The following is an 18,228-nucleotide window of genomic DNA, read 5'->3' on the forward strand; positions in this document are numbered from 1 at the left end:
CGTACCAGGCAATGAAATTGATCTTATACTTAAATAACCATTACGCTATCAGTTGTCTGACAAGTATACACTGTAGCCACATGATCTACTCATTCACAGATGGAAAACGAATACCCAAAGGCGCTCAAAGAGCTGCAACAAAAACTGAAGAATAGAAATGTATCCGTACTCGTTGGAGCAGGGTTTAGCAAAAATGTGCATCACACCTTGTTTCCCAGCTGGTGGCAGCTGCTCGAAAAGATGGTGGTTAGGATGAACGAAACCTCGTATGCGTTGGACTATGAACGATTAATGGGAAGGAAGGCCAATAAAACGAGCCGGAAATATCAAGCTTATCTAAAAGACCAGGTAAACCAATATATTGAGCAAACCGGCTATTTGCAAGTGGTATCGAATTATATCCAGAAAATGGGATATAGGGAAACTGTAGATCTTTATATTGAAGAAAACACTCCCATGGCCGTTCGGGAGGATGGAAATATTTTTTTGCGGTATAAGGAGGATGGTGAAACTAAGAAAGCACCCATCAGTGAAGCAGACCTGGAGATGCATTCCAAATTGATCAAGCTTCCCTGGAACAATATATATACGACGAACTACGATAACCTGCTTGAATTCTGCATTGATGAGAAGGTCTCTAAAGAATTGGATCAGCAGTTAAGAAGCTATGGGAAAGAGATACAAACCTTACAAAAACAAGTTTTAGAGAACAAGACTGCCCTGGAGGCATTGGAGCTGGACGGGCAAAACCAGCTGTATGCGGCACAACAGCCATACATTGACTTTCAAGACGATCCTGCACCCGATAGTGGCATTTCCGGCGCTATGCCGCCAGATAATACCGCGCAGAAAAACCAACTCCGGTTTGAGATCATAACAGCCAATAGAAGGATTGAGAACCTGGTGGAAAAAAAGGGGAACCTGGAGGAAGCTATCAATGAATGCTATAACATTGTAAAACATTCCTCCGAACTGGCGATAAAAAGGAACAGGAATATTATTAAGCTGCACGGTTCTTTGCCAGAGGATACAGATGCTCCTTTTTCCTTTGACAATGAATACGATAAGCGGTACATCATATCCACGGAAGATTATGTCCATTATCCGCAACGGCACGAAGCCTTTACGCAGCTGATGCGGATTTCCCTGCTACAGGGTCAGTTTTGCCTGATCGGCTTTTCAGGGGATGATCCCAATTTCCTGGCCTGGGTATCCTGGATCCGGACGGTAGTGATGCGGGATCCGGATGAGAAAAAGCAAGAAACGAAAATTTACCTGATTGATGCGAGGGCAAAGGCCCCCGCGGACAGCCACAAACAACAGTTTTATAAGAATCACCGGATTGTGCATATCCCGCTTAGTCATCCGAGCTGCGTCCATTTCCTGGAGAAGGTGTCCGGCAGTGCCATTGATGCCGATAATACCCGGGAGCTGCTCTCCAGGCTGCTGGATTATCTAAGCGATATACCCGTTACAGATATACCGCAGATCTCTTATGAATTATTAGCCAGACAAAAGTATGAGCAGTATATCGATCAGCTTCGTAGTGATAGTGGGGATATAGACACGGAGGGTGTTTGGGAGCTTTGTTTGCAATACAATGAGTTGAAAGCGCTGAAGCAATTCAACCGGGTACCGGCTAATTATTTAAATGATAGGAGCAGGATCGATTTTGTGAGCTTGGTCGATGTACTGTACGAAGAAGCGAAAAAAGCCGGCCGCAACCATAAAAGACGCTTTTTAGGACTAAGCGCTTTACTGCTGGAGGATACATTCATTCCGTATTCCGCTATCATAGCAGAAGAACGCTTTCAGCAACTGCAAGCCGAGGCCCGGGAGCTGTCTGCTGACATTTATTACGAGTTTTTGAAGCTGGCGTTAAAGGATGCTATCTGGAAAGGGGATGAGGGCTTATGCCAGGAGATTCACGATAAGTGCCAGCAATTGGGAGTAAAACAATACGAAGCGGAGAAAATGCTTCTGCTTGTAATGGAGGCGGCTGTTACATTCAATTTCGGAAAATTGCGGAAGCGGCTGGAAGAAGGTTTCGCTACTAAAGATAATTCTATTGCCCTTGCCGGATATTGGGGCGTCTTGGATAGGGAAGCCGGGCAAAAGTACCTGTCTGCCCAAACATTCAGTCTTATCCAGGAAAGCTTGTATGCCCTGCAGATGAAAAGGATGCTCAGTGGCGCCCGTGATGACAAACAGTTATTTGAAAAGGAGACCCGGTTGAAACAGCAAGGATTGGCGTCTATTTATGAAATCCCTGATATGGTTTTTTCGCTGCTGCGCGAGGCGCAAGAGAAGATAGCGCCCTACGAAACGGATGACACTATTGGCAGGTCTGTTCATTTCAGCAGTGGTAGTAAAAGAATGTCGAGCCTTAAATTGTTGGGTATGATGATGGAAACCGGATTCCCGTTCGCCATGCAGCCAATACATTTTAAAGCAGAGACTGAAACTTATGCTGTCTTTAAGCAGACCTTTAACCAGTTTCCTATCCCTGTGTTATATTTCTCTTTCCAATATAATAATCCAAAATTTATCAAAAGAATCGGGCAGGACTATGCATATGAGGCCAGCCTCCTGGAGAAGGCGCCGGGCATATTCGAGCGCTTGGCCAGGGCTTATTTTGATAACAGTACACCTTCCTGGTATAAGGATAACATACTACTGTTCCTGGCAGAGTTTATAATTATACTCGAGCCGGACAAGTGGCAGCCATTTTTCTCAGTCGTGTGGGAAGCAAGGAAAACGAAAGGGAGCTTGTTTAAATGGGGAAGGCATGATAATGTAGATTTTATAGCGTCTGCGATTCGTTATTGCCAGGATACTGATGTTATGGCTACGATAGTAAAGGATTGTATCATGGCCTCACTCGAGGGCGAAAAATCGTTGGAAAATGCAACCGAGTATTTATACCTATTGGCGAATAACCCCTTTCACAAGCATCTAAGGTCAAGTGGGCTGAAAGGTGAAGCAGCAGCAATTGTGCAGCGGCTGATCGCATTGATCCCGGAGAACCCGGATTATCTGTTCATCCTGGGAAATATACATACGTTCTTAAATAAAGAGGACATTGCATCAGTAGTGGATGAGCTCTTGGAATTGGATTATTCGCGGATCAAGAACCCCAATATATGGTCTATAGCGGTTTATTACAGCCGGGGCCATACATTCCTGCAAAGGAAGATCCTTGACAGCCTGCTAAAGAGCCCGCAACTATGGAGAACCGGTATTTCCATTAACGAAGACGGGAGAAAAAGCTGGTCCTCCGGTAATGATTTTATAAGGCTCAGGAGACTTAGAAGAGCCAAGGGCAGTAATAATGGACTTGCTTTTACAGCAGGTGATGTCCTGGAGATCTATCATAGGCTAAAATCGGTACTCGATGAATTAAAGGACTTTAGCAGGGATAGGATTGAACACTTTTTCCCACTGTTGCAGGAGATGCACTGGTTTCTCGACGCGGAAAGCCGGTTCTTAGCCGAACAAGCTGACTTTCAGCGAATCAGCAGGCAAGTTGAGAAGCTATCTTTTGAGGAAGGTAGCGTACGGCACATTATGTCGGGGCTAACGTCTGACGAAAAGAGAGACATCAATGCTGCAATCGGCGAGTTGGCAAGGGATCTATATGATAAGGAGAATTTTGATGTACATCAGCTGCATATCCGCCTGATCATCTCTAAAATTCAATTAAAGCGGCACCCCGGGATCATTTTATGTATGGAGTACCTGGTACGATGGTGTGAGGCATTTAAGGAAAATGACTTCTTTAAAGGCTTGCAGGGCGAGTTGTTGGCAGTTTTAAGTCTTTATAGATCGGCCTACCCGACAGATCTGGCAGTGGCTATTGTCGAGGAGCTATTGGTCAGGCTAGCCGTCGTGCTACAGTACTGGGGAAATGAGCATGAGGATGTTGCTTACTTTTTGTCATTGCTGGATAGCAGCCGGTTTAACAATGTTAGGTATAATTTAAAAGAAAAGGTAAAGCGAAAGGAATTGCTGCAGGATTAAAGGTATTGTTTATTTGCAGCAAAAAGCTCGCGTACAATAGATTACGATTATTCGTATATTAGATAATAAAGTATTCTAGATGGTCTATTCCCTTTCATGGCCGAGAATTGACTGGAAAGCCTTAGAAGAGATCACATTGGAGCTAATCAAGCGGGAGATTCCCCAAGCAGATTTTTCGCTCTACCTGAAGCAAGGAAATGATCAGGAAGGGATCGACATAAAAAGTGCTATTCTGGACGATGGTAGTATCATTTGTTTGCAGGTAAAGCATGTGCGAACACTCAGCCTATCTCAGTTGGAAAGCATTGTTACACTTTTCCTGCAGAAAGATTTTGCAGCAAGCACTTCCAAATTTATTCTCAGTACAACTGCAGACTTACAAACCAAAAACCTTCGAAAATTCCTTGATGCTTTGAGTGGAGCATTGAGGGAAAAGCATGGCATATTATTTTGGTATTGGGACATCAACGACCTGGACCAAAAACTAAAGTCACAGTACGCGCTGGTACAGAAATTTTTTGGGCAAAAAGCAGCCAATGATCATTGCTATCACCAGGCTAGACCTTTTTCTTTTCCGAAAAGGATGCCCGTGCCGAGTTTCCTTTCCCGCACAGTTCGACAATTCAGCGAACGGGCTCAGGGAAGCGGGATCGGTTGGGGCAGAGCTGACAGGGGAAACGAGAGTTTCGATTTGGTCAGCTTATTTGATGGGCCCCACAGGGATCAAGTTAAGCATATCTGTTTACTGGGGGATGCGCACCAAGGGAAGAGCGTCTTGCTTCATCAGTCTGGCTATGAACTGGAGCAGATCTCCCGACCATACGTTTGCCTGTTAATTGAGCTTAAGAGCCAGGCTCAAACGGCTATCGAGGAGATGCTCAGCACTCAATTTGGCACATGGCGTGAAGTGCCTGCCCGTGACCTGATTATTATTATCGATGGATTAGATGAAGTACAAACGGATTGGTTTAGCAATGCGACACGGGAGATTGCTGCGTTTTGTAAGCGAAATCCCTATGCAAATGTGATTGTAAGCTGTCGAAAGAATTTTTTTTATGACTACAATGTGCAGGAAACGTTTAAAGACATTCTTCGGCTCTTCGAGCTTGAACCATTGACCACTGACCAGATTGAGATTTTCCTAAAAAAGAGCCTGGACAACAAGTATCACGAATTCAAAAAATACATCGCCGATACCGACCTTAGTTTTCTACTACTTGAGCCATTTTATCTCATGCAGTTGATTGAGCAATTCCGGCTGTCGCCAAGCGAGCGCCCACAATCAAAATTTGCCGTAATTGAATACGTTATTGAGCGATCGTTCATTCACAACAATAATAGGATGCTCTCGCACGGTCATCCTGTTCATAAAAGGTCTTATCAGTTTAAGGAAGCGGCCAAATCCTTCGCTTTCGCCATGCAATTGGGAGGGACGAATGCCATGCATGCTGGGGACGTTCAAAAACTATTTACCATAGACGAAATCGAGTTACTGCAACACAGTAGCGTAGTAATCACGGATAGTGACAAATGGGCTTTTACCAACGCAATTTTTCAAGAGCATCTGGCTGCTTCGGTTTTGTCAGGACTGCCGTTTGAGGACATGTTAGGGTTTGTCACCGTGGGAACGAAACGCAGGAAGTTCAAAACCCGTTGGTTGGGCACGATTGGTTCACTGCTCTATTTGGCGGATAATGACGACTTTATAAACCGCTTGATTAACCTAATTGAAGAGGATAATATAGAACTGTTAGTCCGTACCGAACACAGCCGATTTGGCCGACGTCTAAAATTGGATATTGTAAAACGGTTATTGAACCGGTATAAGCAATACGATCTTCAACCGCTTGCTATAGATGAAAGTACGATCGCATCTTTCATTCAATCTGTGCCTAAGGCAATTGAGCTTTTTATTGATGGTCTTAATGACGATGCGGGTCTCAACCCGATAAGTATTACTGCGGTAGGTGTTCTAAAAAGAACGATGATTTCCCCAGAACAGGGGGAAAGAATACTTTCGGCTTTCGGCACAGCACTTGAAACCTGTGAAAATGCTTACTGTATGAGCGAGATACTGGAGCTGCTTGCCGTACATCGCCTGGGAAATGATGCATTGATTGAAAAGGTGACAAGGTTTTCCCGTTTCAACGATGATCATCGGTATCGTGACGGCGTTTATCAACTTATTGTGGCTAAAGATCGCGTAGACCGCTTCTTTTCCTATTTTCTCGAGGGATTACCCTTTTTAGCCAGACACAATAACCAAATTTCTGTTATAGGTTCAGAGCTTTCGTTTGAAGCAGGCATTTTGAATACAAAGACAGCAGGCAATCTCGCCCTGTTCTTGAAAGCTGCGACAGAAGAAAGTTTTTTACTCTCCTACATACACTCCATGGGCAAGCAGCATCTACTGGAGACAGTATTTAGAAATGCCGCTAAGATATTTGAAACAGCCCCGCTGATCGTTATTCCGGTTGTTCATTTTCTAAAGGCGTTAGTACGACACGTGCTGTATAAGGAGTACCGTGAGGTCGACCTGTTTTTTGAAGCAGGAAATGCTAGGTGGTGGGCCGTCCGACTGCTTATTAGAGAGATGTTATTTGATCATGCCTGGGTATTGGCCCCATTGATAACTGAGGACTCAATTGACTACCTGTTGTTTGAATTTGAGGAGCGGGATGCTCCTCCTGCCGCTTTGATTGCTATTTGTAAGTCCCTTTATGAAAGCGGGAATAAGGAGCTGGCTGAGAAGTTTCAACAAGCTGCCAATGCTACGTGGGATGGAAGACTTTTCGGAACACTGGATACACCAGAAACGCTGAGTATTCGCGAGTACCAGGAGCGAATGTATAAAAATGATCTACGCTTTATCCAGTCTGGCGAGAACTTGCGACAGGGAATAGTGGACTTTTTCAGTGCATACGGACATGACAGTATTCCGGGAAGTGACATATATGTCGAATGGAATGCACCTGACATCCGTAGGAAAACTGCATCGGAGTATTTATTTGCTGTTTTACGCAATCGGTTAAGGATTGACCACCGGGCGTACTTGGCAGATGTTTTGAAAGTAGCGGATGAACCTGCAAATTTCGAACGGTTTCAATTGCACGTTATATTAGGACACAGGCGTCGATCGGAAGCTGAGGAGATTGCCTTAGAACAGGTAGCACGGCAGTTGTATGAACGTAATTTGGTAAACGCGAGGTTTGAGAATTGCTATAGAGAAACGGTAGGCCCAGATGGTAACATTAAAGAAATCTTCTCGTGCAGCGAAAGGTATTTGGGAGAACTTTTTTTAAAGTATCAGTTCGATACACCGGTTGATATCCTCATGGATATGGTGTGGTTGGACACTTCCACCGGTCTTTATAACTTGGATTCTTTTTATGGTCGTCAAAGAAGACAATTGGCGCATTTGATTTTAGAGAAATTGGATCAAGCGCAGAAGCTAGTATTTGGTGCCCGAGTACTAGGCAACATGCAGCGTGGTATCAGTTCCAGCAGAATACTTGCAACGCATATTGGTATATGCAGGCATTTGAAGATCTATGCCGCCTGCCCCTTCTTATTAGAGATGATGAAGAAAGGGCCGCAAGTGGTTCCTTCCCGGCATTCCATTGCGAGGATTTACCTTGAGTTGGGAGGGAACAAGGAAGATTTGCTGGATGTATTTGATACAATCACAGACTATAACAGCCATGAGTACCTGGAGTTTGTTAGTAAACTCATTAGCAGCTATCCAAACGATATAAGGCCATCGTTGGTGCAATGCTTTCAGCATGATCAAACGAATGAAAAGATCAAAATGTCAGTTGCCTTTTACCTGAGCACCCTGGGGTATAAAGAATCATTTAAATATCTGGCGCGTTTACTCGCCGATGGTAAGCTAGATATGGACCGAATTCCAGGGAACGTTAACATTTCTGTAGTTGATACCGGGTTTGCGCTGAGCCAATTGTCCGAATGTGCTTATTTATTGCTTGAACGCAACGGACGTATTATAGGAAGGGAATCCGCTGCTGACATCCTATATGGCTGGCTTTATAAGTTTGCGCAAAAGAGTGAGACTGATTTAGCGCTGGTGGAAGACTTTCTTTTAGAGAAAGAACAGGAGCTGAGGGATAGCTATCCTAACCATCGGCACTTGTTTTGGTTAACTTTTCGAGCGGTTGAGGCATTTCGTATTAGCGATTTGGAGGGCAAATCTATTGATGAAATAAAGCGGATCTTGCTTTCCATTAAAAAGGATGGAAGTTATACAGTATAGAGCGTTGTGGTAAATTGCAACAGTATGTTGAGAATAAGTTCTTTTGGCAGATTACTTATATCTTTATGTACAAGCTAATCCCATGTCACATCTACGCTCTATTTCCGCCTTGCTTTCCCTTTTCCTTGTCCTCCTAGTCTTTTCCTACCCCTGTAAAGCTGCCTTATGGGAGTATAAAAAAGGGAATTTATCATTACGATGGGACCTCGATAATGATCATCTCGAACTGGTACATACCCCATCCCGCGCTGTCACCTGGCAAGGTAGCCTCTTACCAAGTTTCTGGCTGCGTGATGCCAGTGGTGAGAATAGTTTTGTAAAGGCAAGCATACTGCCCACCGCTTCCATAATTGAATCAGACCACCTAACCCTGGCCCTGACAATAGGAAAGTACGGCAAAGGTAGTTTACTAATAGAAAGAGCCCCATGGGGCCTCCGCATCAAAACATTCCGTGTAGAATGGAATACCACCCCACCTGCTATCATAGAGATGTACCTCGGCGCCTCCTTACCCTCCGCCAAACTAACAAACTCCCTACCCGGATGGGACCGGCCATTTTTCCCCGACTGGCAAGCCATGGGGTACTGCATACCCGGCGCAAAAGCTGGCACCGTACAAAGCTACTTCCGCAAATGGGATATGGGCAATGCGTCTATCGCCCTCGGCAACTTCGGGCCGTCCATGGGAACGCCCTATGGCGCAGGGTTCCCGCGCCCTGTATTATTTGCGGGAATGGGTAACGACGGCGCCTGGCTCACTATCGGCGCCGGCAGCGTACCGGATGGCGCACTGTCATTGAAGCTGCAATTTACCCGCAGCTGCTTCCAATACCTCTATCGCGAAGATCTCTGGGGACCACCGCCCGGTAAAACCCGGGTATGGGAAGATTCCTGGCGCATCACGATAGACAGCACTGCTTATGCTGCTTTCCAGGCTTATTACCGCTCCTTTCCAGCTAAAGAAAAAGAAAAGACACTTTATGCAACTGCCGCCTGGAATACCTGGGGGATGTGGCGCAACCAACAATATGCTATCCTACCCATTGCTCATCTGGCGCAGCAGGCTGGCAATGAAACCCTGGTGCTGGATGATCCCTGGGAATCCTCGCAAGGCAGCGGCAAACCCAACACTGTACTTTTTCCTCATTTTTATGAAGACCTGGCTTACATCCGTGGAAAAGGCATGCAGGTGGGGCTCTGGGAAACTGTTGGCTGGGTAAAGGACCCCAAGGCACTTGGCCTTGATACGGCAGACCTGGTGTTGGATAAAGCGCGGCAGCCCTGCAAAACCAGCTGGAGCTTTAACCCGGCGGAAGCGGCCAATTACTGCCTGGATATCAGCTCGCCACGAGCACGCGCTTTCCTGGAAAACCGCACACAGTGGATCATGCGTAACATTAAACCGCATCTGCTCAAGCTGGATTTTGGTTATGGTCTTCCTAGCCCCGATATGGGTGTGCCCCGCAACCCGCGCTACCGGGGAGAGCGCTATTGCTTTGAGCTGATCCGCCTGATTGCCAATGCGGCGAAACGTATAGACCCGAACGTTGTCATTTTGTATTACGGGATCAGCCCTTTATGGGTGCCCATTACCGATATGGTATCCCTGGACGACCAGGGAGATCTCTGGTACAACATCCGGCAGGGCCACCAGGAATGGAGCATCTGGGCTTCCCTCTTATCCCGGCAGGGCGTGGCGATCAGTGGCTCTTCCGGTTATGATTGGGAACAGGATGGAACGGTGTTGCGCAATACCGTTATATTAGGCGTACCGGGAGCAGTGCTGCCGGTAGAAGGGCCAGGGGGCGCCCCTGTTGCTGAGCGGTATTTGAACAGGCGCCTGGCTGTTAATAAATGGTACCGCCGTACGCTGTTCTGGGAGCCCTGGTGGGGTAATAGTATTACAGGCAATATGCAAGCACCGCCTCGGCTACGTTGCTGGGGGAGGATAGAGCAATTGCAGCTCACAGCCCTGGTGCTGGACGAACAAGCTGCTGATACGTTAACACTGCCCAGCGGGCAGGCATTGCGGTGGTCCGGTAGCTGGAGCCTTATTGCCCAGGATACACAATCTATCACTGCATCCCGCAAACTAGCTGTCATTCCCTTCAGTGCGGGTACGCTCGCTTTACCTTGTGCTACGAAACCGGATAGCGTGATCCTGCACAATGTAAGGGGGCAGTATGTATATGATGACTGGAAATGGGTGGACAAGCATTTGTTGCTAAGCGTATCCCAGGCGCAGCTGGACACAATAGCGGGATTTCTTGTCAGTATTACGATGCATTAGATTATTTGTAAAATGGCAAATTGACTATGCCGCGGGAGCAAAGACCTGGGACAGTCTATGGCAAAAAGGAACCTTTTCTTGCTTTTTACTTGTTCCTTGACACTGCCTTTTCTGAATTGCCTGGCTACATTCCTAAATATTACTCAATTGGTATACCTGGTCTCTTTTATTACCTTAGTAGTATTGAAGTGAATAACACACCATTATCACTCAAATAATAGCATCAATTAACTAATTGGTCATGAGAAAATTTGCTATCCTGTTGTTTATAGCTATTTCCCAGATTTACGGATGTAATTTAATTTCTGCCGGCAGCTTTCCCTATGCGCAAATGTATAAGTATAAGATTACAGAGGACTCGTTAATCTATATGCTGGAATCGCTGAAGGCACACGATAGCTTGTTAGTGGTTCCTGAAGGCTATAGATTTGCTGATGGGCGCCGTGATTCCTCTTCCTATTGGTATTATATTTATTTTTATAATAAAAACAGGGATGAAATAATGTTGACATGGGTTCGAAAAGGCCGGTATGTGGGATATACAAACCTTGCTTTTGTGGCGGCTAAGAAAAGAGAAGATGTAGGCAATTGGAAAGATATTAACAAGGATTTCAGCAAGGCTGAAAACAAGGCCCGGATCGAAGATTTCAAGACACTGATATTAGATCGGATCCATCTGCCGCTTGAAGCGGATTAAATGGGCAAAGCAGGCAGGGAAGAGTACTAATGCAGGGACAGGTGCCAATGTAACTGACTATCCGGATGTTCAGAAACTTAAAGTAATATGGTCAACACAATGTTCGAAAAGACCAATTTTTTAATAGCATGAAACCTTTAGAAATACTAACTATTGCTCTTGCGTTTTTTTATGTGAAGGATGTATTTCCGCTGTTCATGTTGAAGGGAAGATATACCAACGTTAGGGTAATAGATACGTTAACTGCTAAAGAGCACACGTACGCTTGTTTGGGGTAAGCTGGTGTTTAAAAAAGTGCAGTTTACCTTGAATACCGCACCAAAAATGTTATTATTCTGTATTACGGGACCAGCCCGTTGCCAGCATATTGTTGTGATTCTCTTCAACACAGGCTCGCCGGCTTTACCTTGTGTTATATTGGTTTTCCCACCCGGGCCTTAGCCAGGCATTAACGCGCTCGAATAAGTGATTGTTCCTCCCATACCAACAAAAAAATTCTACCTTTTTGAGTAGTACGTTACATGTACTTATCAGTTATAGATAAATTAAACGCTTTACATGACAGCCAGATTATTAAGTTGAAATAGCTGTGATCAAAAGTGGCAGCTACTGCAGCTTATACATCTAAGTGCTCATTAGCGACCAGCCTTTATACATGCCTGCCAACCGATTGCAATAGTGTTACCGTTTGGAACATGCGCGGCGCATTAATAATCGCTAAGGGGATTCATATTGTAGTGAATTGATAGCACGAATATACTAACGTTAATAAACCTATGTTTTTAATTGAAACTGTATAATGATTTTGCTTGTGGATTGCATGTTTTATAAATAATAGGCTGTTAATGAATCATTAACTAAACAGGTGGCAATGGAATTTTACATTAGCGTTAAAAAAATAACATAATTATATGACTACACGCAGTTTGAGAATGGTATACACCTCTATCGCATTTGTGAGCGCCGGCGCCAACCCCGTTACCTTTACAGCAGATTCCTGCATGCAGCTTTAGATCTTAAAAGCTCTTTTCCCTCGGTTATATTCTGTCATACACCCTATACGGAAACTTTCATAATTATTGCCATATATGAAAATCGCCTTCTGGAAAAAGCGCCCCGACAAAGATATTTCAAACTATACCCAAGTGGAGATCTTAGAACTGCTGTCCCGGGTTGAAGAGGAATTTGTAAATGTGCTGCAGCAGAAGATTGACGGCGTGGCTACGGACTATGATGAACGCTACCTCGCCAGAAAGATCAAAAAAGACAAATATTGCAGAAAATGGTATGAATACAAGCAGCTGCGCTATAAAGATCTCAACGTAAAGCGTAAAAGAAGCGAGACGACGTATTGGTTGATATTGATAATAGGCGCACTCGTTGTTACCGGCGCCTGTGCTTTATTGCGCCAGCCAAAAGCACCGCAACCCCCTGAACACTTAAATCACGGGTTCTATGGGTGGCAGATACGTCGTGTGATCGATTCAGCACAGCACTTATACAATTGCAGCATAGTGCTGGACCAGGTGGAGATTGCCAACATCCCGTGCAGCGGCACACTGGACCCCGCCATGTCGTTGGAAAATTTCCTGAAATTCTTTACGACGATAAACGGCCTTGAATATTACAGGGACGCCGCGGGAGTGATCCATATCAGGAAAGCCGCAGGCGCCAGGTAGTATCTGGCAAAAAAGCGAAATCCCGGCAATACCGCGCTTAAGGGGCCATGGTCGCTGGCAATATACAGCCAACGACCAGGACCCTGTTTGAATTAAACCAAAGTTAACCGGGCGTCTTAAGCGGCCGGGCGCTATCCTCGCGAGATGGCACCGGCGCTGCTTAAGGCTGCCTGTAATAGGGGGTTTGGCATGCATCCTGGTACCAGGTGCGGGAAAGCGTACCAAATGCCGTGGTGCACAGCTGCAGGTTTACTGCCGGTGTGCAGACAGATGGCAGGGTAGTAGGGGTGTTACAAAACGATCCCTGGTTACTTTGTGTGTAGCGGGCGTTGACGAATCTCCTACTGTTAGCGCTGCAGAGCGTAAATACCAATGCCAGGCAGGCGATGGCAGTGGCAACATTAAAACGGAACTTTTTCATAGACTTAAAATTTAGGGTGATTAAATAAAAAGCATCAAGCATACAGGGCAACCACTGTATTACAGCGGTGTAAAGGCAGGGCTGCCTGATAGTAAATACATCAGCAGGTGCGGGAGGAGCAAATAGGTAAGGAGCAGCAAACTAAAGGTGGTCTCAAAATGACAATTGTATTCCAAGCGTCGTGATCCGTAGTGTAGGGTATGTTTCTGAATCGGCAATTATTTCCGGGTCTCTTCCACGATAACCGGTTAGTGTAAATAAATTATAACCCTGTAAATAGAATTTGCAGCTCTTCAGCCGAACAGGCTTTAATAATTTTTCTGGAAGATAATACCCAAAGCTTAAGGACTGCAGCCGGACAAAACTGGTTTCGATGATCCGCTGATCACCGAATAGTGCAAATGTATAGGCCCTGGCGGAACGGGATGAGCCGCTAGCTGTAAAGCGTTGTACGGTAGCCTGATCTTCTTTTTCTGCCAGCGGTCCAGGACCGTCACCGGCTGATTGGCCATCATGCCTGGCGCTTTGTCTCCAAAGGCATATAAGTAATCGTAATTTCGCTGTTTGACAAAGCGAATGAGCATACTCACTTCAAACCTGCGGAAGTTTAAGCTATGCTGTAAACCTCCGAAATAAACGGCTCCCAGTTCTTTTCCATATACCTTATCGTTGTTCCCCGGCCCCTCGAAGGAGGCCGAGGTGAAAGTATAATAGCCGAGCCGGGGATCGACGCCTGTCATATGGAAATTGCGGAGCATGTCCACTGACATTCCCTCCTGGTAGTAATATTTATAAGTGGAGCTGTCAATACCAGGAAATGATCTGAGCTTATTCCTGGGAAAACTTATATTGAATGAAGCAGTCCAGGTAAGATGCTCCGTTTTGACGGGTGTTGCCTCCAGCTCTATCTCGAAACCTGTGTTGCTCACTACGGCGCGAACGTTTTGGGCTAAATAGGCATATGGCGCATCGAAGCGTAGCGCCTGCAGGCCTTCAGGCAAACTTGCACCCAGCACCTGGTAGCGGGCGGTCACTAACTGGTTTGTGCTTTGATTGTTATAATAGCAAAAGGTGAGCTGGTACCTGTCATCCTTAAATCCCAGGTCCAGGGCGAGCTCCGATTTCCTGATCCTTTCCCAGGTATAGCTTGGTGAGAACCGGGTCTTCACCTTGCTGTAAGTGTAAGCAGGCAGGCTACCCCTGTCCATATACGTGTCACGCTCAATGTTCATAACATACTGGTCATTCCCCGATACGCCCCAGCTGCCGCGAACCCGGCCATAGCTTAATATTGTGCTTTTATTCAACCACCTTTCACGGGAAAAGATCCAGGCTGCGCTTAGCGAGCCAAAGGTGGCATAGCGTTCCGGAGCAGGCAGCCTGGTGGAGCCGTCCCGGTTGGCTACTAAGCTCAGGATATATTTCCCGGCATGCCTGAACGCAAGCTGCAGGTAATAAGACCGGAAATAGAACGTGGTGTCGATCGCTGTAATCGTCATTCCCATGGGCGCTAATGAGCTGTCTGCCAGGTTACTCCCAATCGGATAGTCGTATTTATAAACGCTTTTTTGTTGCTGCCGGTCCTTTTGAAAACTGACGCCGGCTAAAATGTTGACATTTTCGTTCCCGAAATCTTTTTCCCAGGCGCCCCGTACATTTAACTGGGCATTATGATAGGCACTATAGTTAAACAGAGAAGTACCTTTTGGTCTGTTGGCCTGTGGCGCGTTGGACTCTTCCGGTACTGTTTTTATCTCCTGCAGGTGGAGGTCGTTTGCTCCCAGATTGGCCTCAAAGACCATCGATTTTACAGGTTCATATCGAATGCTTACAACGGGCCGGGTATTGCGTGATGCAGCAAGGCACTCCCGTAGGAAGTAGGCGTCGGGGTTGTCGGGTAAAAAATTTAAGCCCTCGTGATCAACAAAGGTAGCGGGCGTTTTGGGCCTATTGGGCGGCAGGGTGACAAAATAAGTAAGATCCTTAGAGGGTAACCTGTTTTGGTCTTCCACATAGCTGGCAGAAAGATCCGCATGCAGCTTTTTATTCTTCGATTGATAATACCACTGCCCCATACCGCTTATTTTTTGGTATTGGAACTTTCGGATCCGGGTAGACGGTACTTTCCCTCCTGTACATGCCGCTTAGCCGGAAGCCGGTCCGGGCATTTCCGTCCTTCATTTCGATACTGGCTTCTGTGATCCGCGCGGTGTTCCCGATCAGTCTCTTTTGCCAGTCAGTATAGGCTGAAGTGGTATCCCATAGCGTCAGATCAGGGTCATCTTTTCCGGGATCAATGCCATCATTTCTAAAAGCCTCCTTTCGCATCTGAACATATTGTTTAGTGTCCAGGTATTTGATCAGGCGGGATGCTTTCCCAATGCCGGAGTAAATATTGATGGTTCGTTTCTGCTCATATTCTTTTGGCCGCTTGCTATGGATCACTATCACGCCATTGGTTCCGCGGCTTCCGTATAAGGCGGTGGCGGAAGCATCCTTTAGAATATCGATGCTGGCAATATCATTGATCGGCAGCAGGTTTAAAGGACTGGCAACGCTGTAGGCCCCAAGCTCCGCCTCATTTTTATTGATCAAATAGTCGTTGAATGATACGAGCGGAAATGGTACCCATCTACAACGATCAAGGGATCAGAGGAGCTTTCTATACTGTTTTTACCCCGCAGGCGGATGTTATAGCCTCCGCCTGGTAAACCTGTCAACTGGTTAATATACAATCCGGGAACTCTTCCCTGTAAAGCGCTTAACACATTATTTGCGGGCTCGTCATCCAGGTCCTTATGCGTTACACTATTCACTGAGCCTGTAGAGAGGCGCTGCCGTATGCCGTTAACGTGTACGGGTTTGAGCGGCGCTACAAATGTGGACAGGCGGATAGTAGGCGTATCAGTATACGACCAGAGAAACGCAGGCTTGTAGCCCAGCTTCCTTAGCTGTAGAACAGCTCCTCTTCTCACATTGGCGAGCAGGAATTTTCCCTGTATGTCTGTTAATGTACTGGCTGATTCGCAGATCACTGAAACTCCATATACCGGGTTTTGATCTTCATCTACCACTTTACCGTATACTGACCTGGTGGGCTCAATTATAAGTGAGCTCAGGGTATCTATTGTACTTTTCTTCCTTGGGATGATGAGAAAGGCCCCTTCCCGGTAGACCCACCCAAATCCCCGTTTACCAATTAGGCCTGCTAAGACCTGGTCCAGCGGCACGTTTTTAAAATCGACAGAAATAAGCTCGAAGCTATTGATCTGTTCATCGTTATAAAAGGCCTGCAGCCTGGTTTGTTGCCAGACGATTTCAAAAAAGTCCTTTATCCTGATATTATTGGCAGTGCATGATATGCTCCTTTCCCCAGGTGATGTTGCCTGTGATTGACCTAACAGCGCGCTTTTCGGGATGACTATTAGAATAAGTATAATGCTAAACTTGGGGAACAGGCGTTGCATTCATATAGTGGTTTTGGCCTGGCTGCACTTTTTCATCTCTAATGGTAAATATTACTGCATGTTTGCTATAGCGTAAACCTTACACGGTGATAATGTTGGTGCTTCTTACAACAATTAAATGTAGACAATAGGTACGATTTAATTAGTTAATCAGTTGTAAACGAGTTGGAGAGCCGGGTGGGGCAGTGAAATTTCGGTAATGCACTCGTCAAACTGAATCGGACCGTTAAAGGTGCTTTATTTTGATAATTATTCTGCCAGGGGTTTGCTCTTGTGTTCTTCTATTACAGGCGTTTCTTCGGGCAGCTTGATGTCTTCTCTTTTTACTGCCATCGTGTATTTGCAATACTCCCCTTTGTTGTTCATTACTGTTATCTCTTGTCCTGCCGACCAGAATTTCCTTAATTCCGGCGGAACACTATTATACTGATCAATAGCTTGCTGAAACATGATCTCAAAAGGCTCTGGCTTTTGCCGGGGCTCCGCATTCTTTTTCTTCAAAATTCCTTTTTTGACCCAGATCTTCAAATTTTTCATGTCTTTAAGGATCATATTGATCCCTTCTCGTACATCTTTATAATTTTTCAGGAGCTCAATAAGTAAGACTCCTCCTCCTGCTGTTGCAGCTATCATACTGACGGTAAGGACTATTGTGATACATCCACGGTATACCCTTATCCCCGTGACAGCAATGATTCCGTCAAGATGGTGTTTTGCTAGTTGGAAGGTAAAATAATCGGAAAGGCTTTGGGCTAGTTTGTAAGCCATTTCATCGGAAATTTCTTCATCCTGGCTATGATTTTCACTCACGAGAAAAGTAATAGAACCTGCTGGATACATTTTTATGTTTTTTGGGGTGTTAATTAGTTAAATATAAGTAAAAAAAGGGGTAAAATCCCGGTGGACCAGCTTTTCGTATATTGAATATTCCTGGTCATGCAGCATCCATATCGGCTGGATCTCCGTATATATTTTCATACAACCCGTTAAAGTTAATTCCATTAACCCTCAAACTATCACTTATATGCATCACAATCATTCGATAATAAAGAAGCTAATGACTGAGCACGTGACGCTGACAACAGTGTGGTATAGATTAGGAGATGCGGGTATCTCGATCGAGGACCTGGATAATATGGGCCTGTTTGATATCGTACTGGACCTGGTTGGATTTCCAGCGGAAGCTCGCAAAGTTTACATTATGGAATCCGGTAAGGAAACCCTTCGGACCGAACGGTCAAAATGGTTGAATGAAGCGTATCATTTAGAGCCGGACGACATAGATACCTTTTTAGACAAATTGTATCAAGAGTATAATGAATTGTTAGTGGAGCAGCCGGAGCTATTTAGTGAGGCGCCGGAAGGTAACGCCTAAAATGTAATT

11 protein-coding genes are annotated in these 18,228 nt (G+C 45.5%); 6 read left to right on the forward strand and 5 right to left on the reverse strand.

Features of this window, described 5'->3' with window-relative positions:
• Positions 1 to 99: 99 nt before the first annotated feature.
• The 5 genes from ACR9Y8_RS31050 (at position 100) to ACR9Y8_RS31070 (ending at position 12,956) form a co-directional block, all read left to right on the forward strand.
• On the forward strand, positions 100 to 4,020 hold the full coding sequence (locus ACR9Y8_RS31050; protein ID WP_481217196.1) for an SIR2 family protein: 3,921 nt from the start codon (positions 100 to 102) through the stop codon (positions 4,018 to 4,020).
• 79 nt (positions 4,021 to 4,099) lie between these two features.
• Complete coding sequence (locus ACR9Y8_RS31055) at positions 4,100 to 8,290, forward strand: NACHT domain-containing protein (protein WP_481217197.1); 4,191 nt, start codon at positions 4,100 to 4,102, stop codon at positions 8,288 to 8,290.
• Positions 8,291 to 8,372: 82 nt separating this feature from the next.
• Complete coding sequence (locus ACR9Y8_RS31060) at positions 8,373 to 10,580, forward strand: alpha-amylase family protein (protein ID WP_481217198.1); 2,208 nt, start codon at positions 8,373 to 8,375, stop codon at positions 10,578 to 10,580.
• Between the two features lie 241 nt (positions 10,581 to 10,821).
• Entirely contained in the window at positions 10,822 to 11,277 is a 456-nt protein-coding gene (locus ACR9Y8_RS31065) for a hypothetical protein (protein WP_481217199.1), read from the forward strand.
• A gap of 1,088 nt (positions 11,278 to 12,365) precedes the next feature.
• Complete coding sequence (locus ACR9Y8_RS31070; protein WP_481217200.1) at positions 12,366 to 12,956, forward strand: hypothetical protein; 591 nt, start codon at positions 12,366 to 12,368, stop codon at positions 12,954 to 12,956.
• 160 nt (positions 12,957 to 13,116) lie between these two features.
• Here the strand turns inward: ACR9Y8_RS31070 and ACR9Y8_RS31075 are convergent, their stop codons facing one another.
• The 5 genes from ACR9Y8_RS31075 to ACR9Y8_RS31095 form a co-directional block, all read right to left on the reverse strand.
• Positions 13,117 to 13,377 (reverse strand): hypothetical protein, encoded by a 261-nt coding sequence (locus ACR9Y8_RS31075; protein ID WP_481217201.1) that lies wholly within the window; start codon positions 13,375 to 13,377, stop codon positions 13,117 to 13,119.
• A gap of 341 nt (positions 13,378 to 13,718) precedes the next feature.
• Entirely contained in the window at positions 13,719 to 15,452 is a 1,734-nt protein-coding gene (locus tag ACR9Y8_RS31080) for a SusC/RagA family TonB-linked outer membrane protein (RefSeq protein WP_481217202.1), read from the reverse strand.
• Complete coding sequence (locus ACR9Y8_RS31085; protein ID WP_481217203.1) at positions 15,421 to 15,972, reverse strand: TonB-dependent receptor plug domain-containing protein; 552 nt, start codon at positions 15,970 to 15,972, stop codon at positions 15,421 to 15,423. The genes ACR9Y8_RS31080 and ACR9Y8_RS31085 overlap by 32 nt, the downstream gene beginning before the upstream one ends.
• On the reverse strand, positions 15,969 to 16,844 hold the full coding sequence (locus tag ACR9Y8_RS31090) for an STN domain-containing protein (RefSeq protein ID WP_481217204.1): 876 nt from the start codon (positions 16,842 to 16,844) through the stop codon (positions 15,969 to 15,971). Before ACR9Y8_RS31090 ends, ACR9Y8_RS31085 begins: the two co-directional genes overlap by 4 nt.
• 249 nt (positions 16,845 to 17,093) lie before the next feature.
• Complete coding sequence (locus ACR9Y8_RS31095; protein WP_481217205.1) at positions 17,094 to 17,684, reverse strand: hypothetical protein; 591 nt, start codon at positions 17,682 to 17,684, stop codon at positions 17,094 to 17,096.
• A gap of 184 nt (positions 17,685 to 17,868) precedes the next feature.
• Here ACR9Y8_RS31095 and ACR9Y8_RS31100 point away from each other — a divergent pair, with 184 nt between their 5' ends.
• Positions 17,869 to 18,219: a hypothetical protein gene (locus ACR9Y8_RS31100; RefSeq protein ID WP_481217206.1), complete on the forward strand. Its 351-nt coding sequence runs from the start codon at positions 17,869 to 17,871 to the stop codon at positions 18,217 to 18,219.
• Positions 18,220 to 18,228 lie beyond the last annotated feature (9 nt).

The organism is Chitinophaga sp. SVR4-12A (assembly GCF_056754765.1).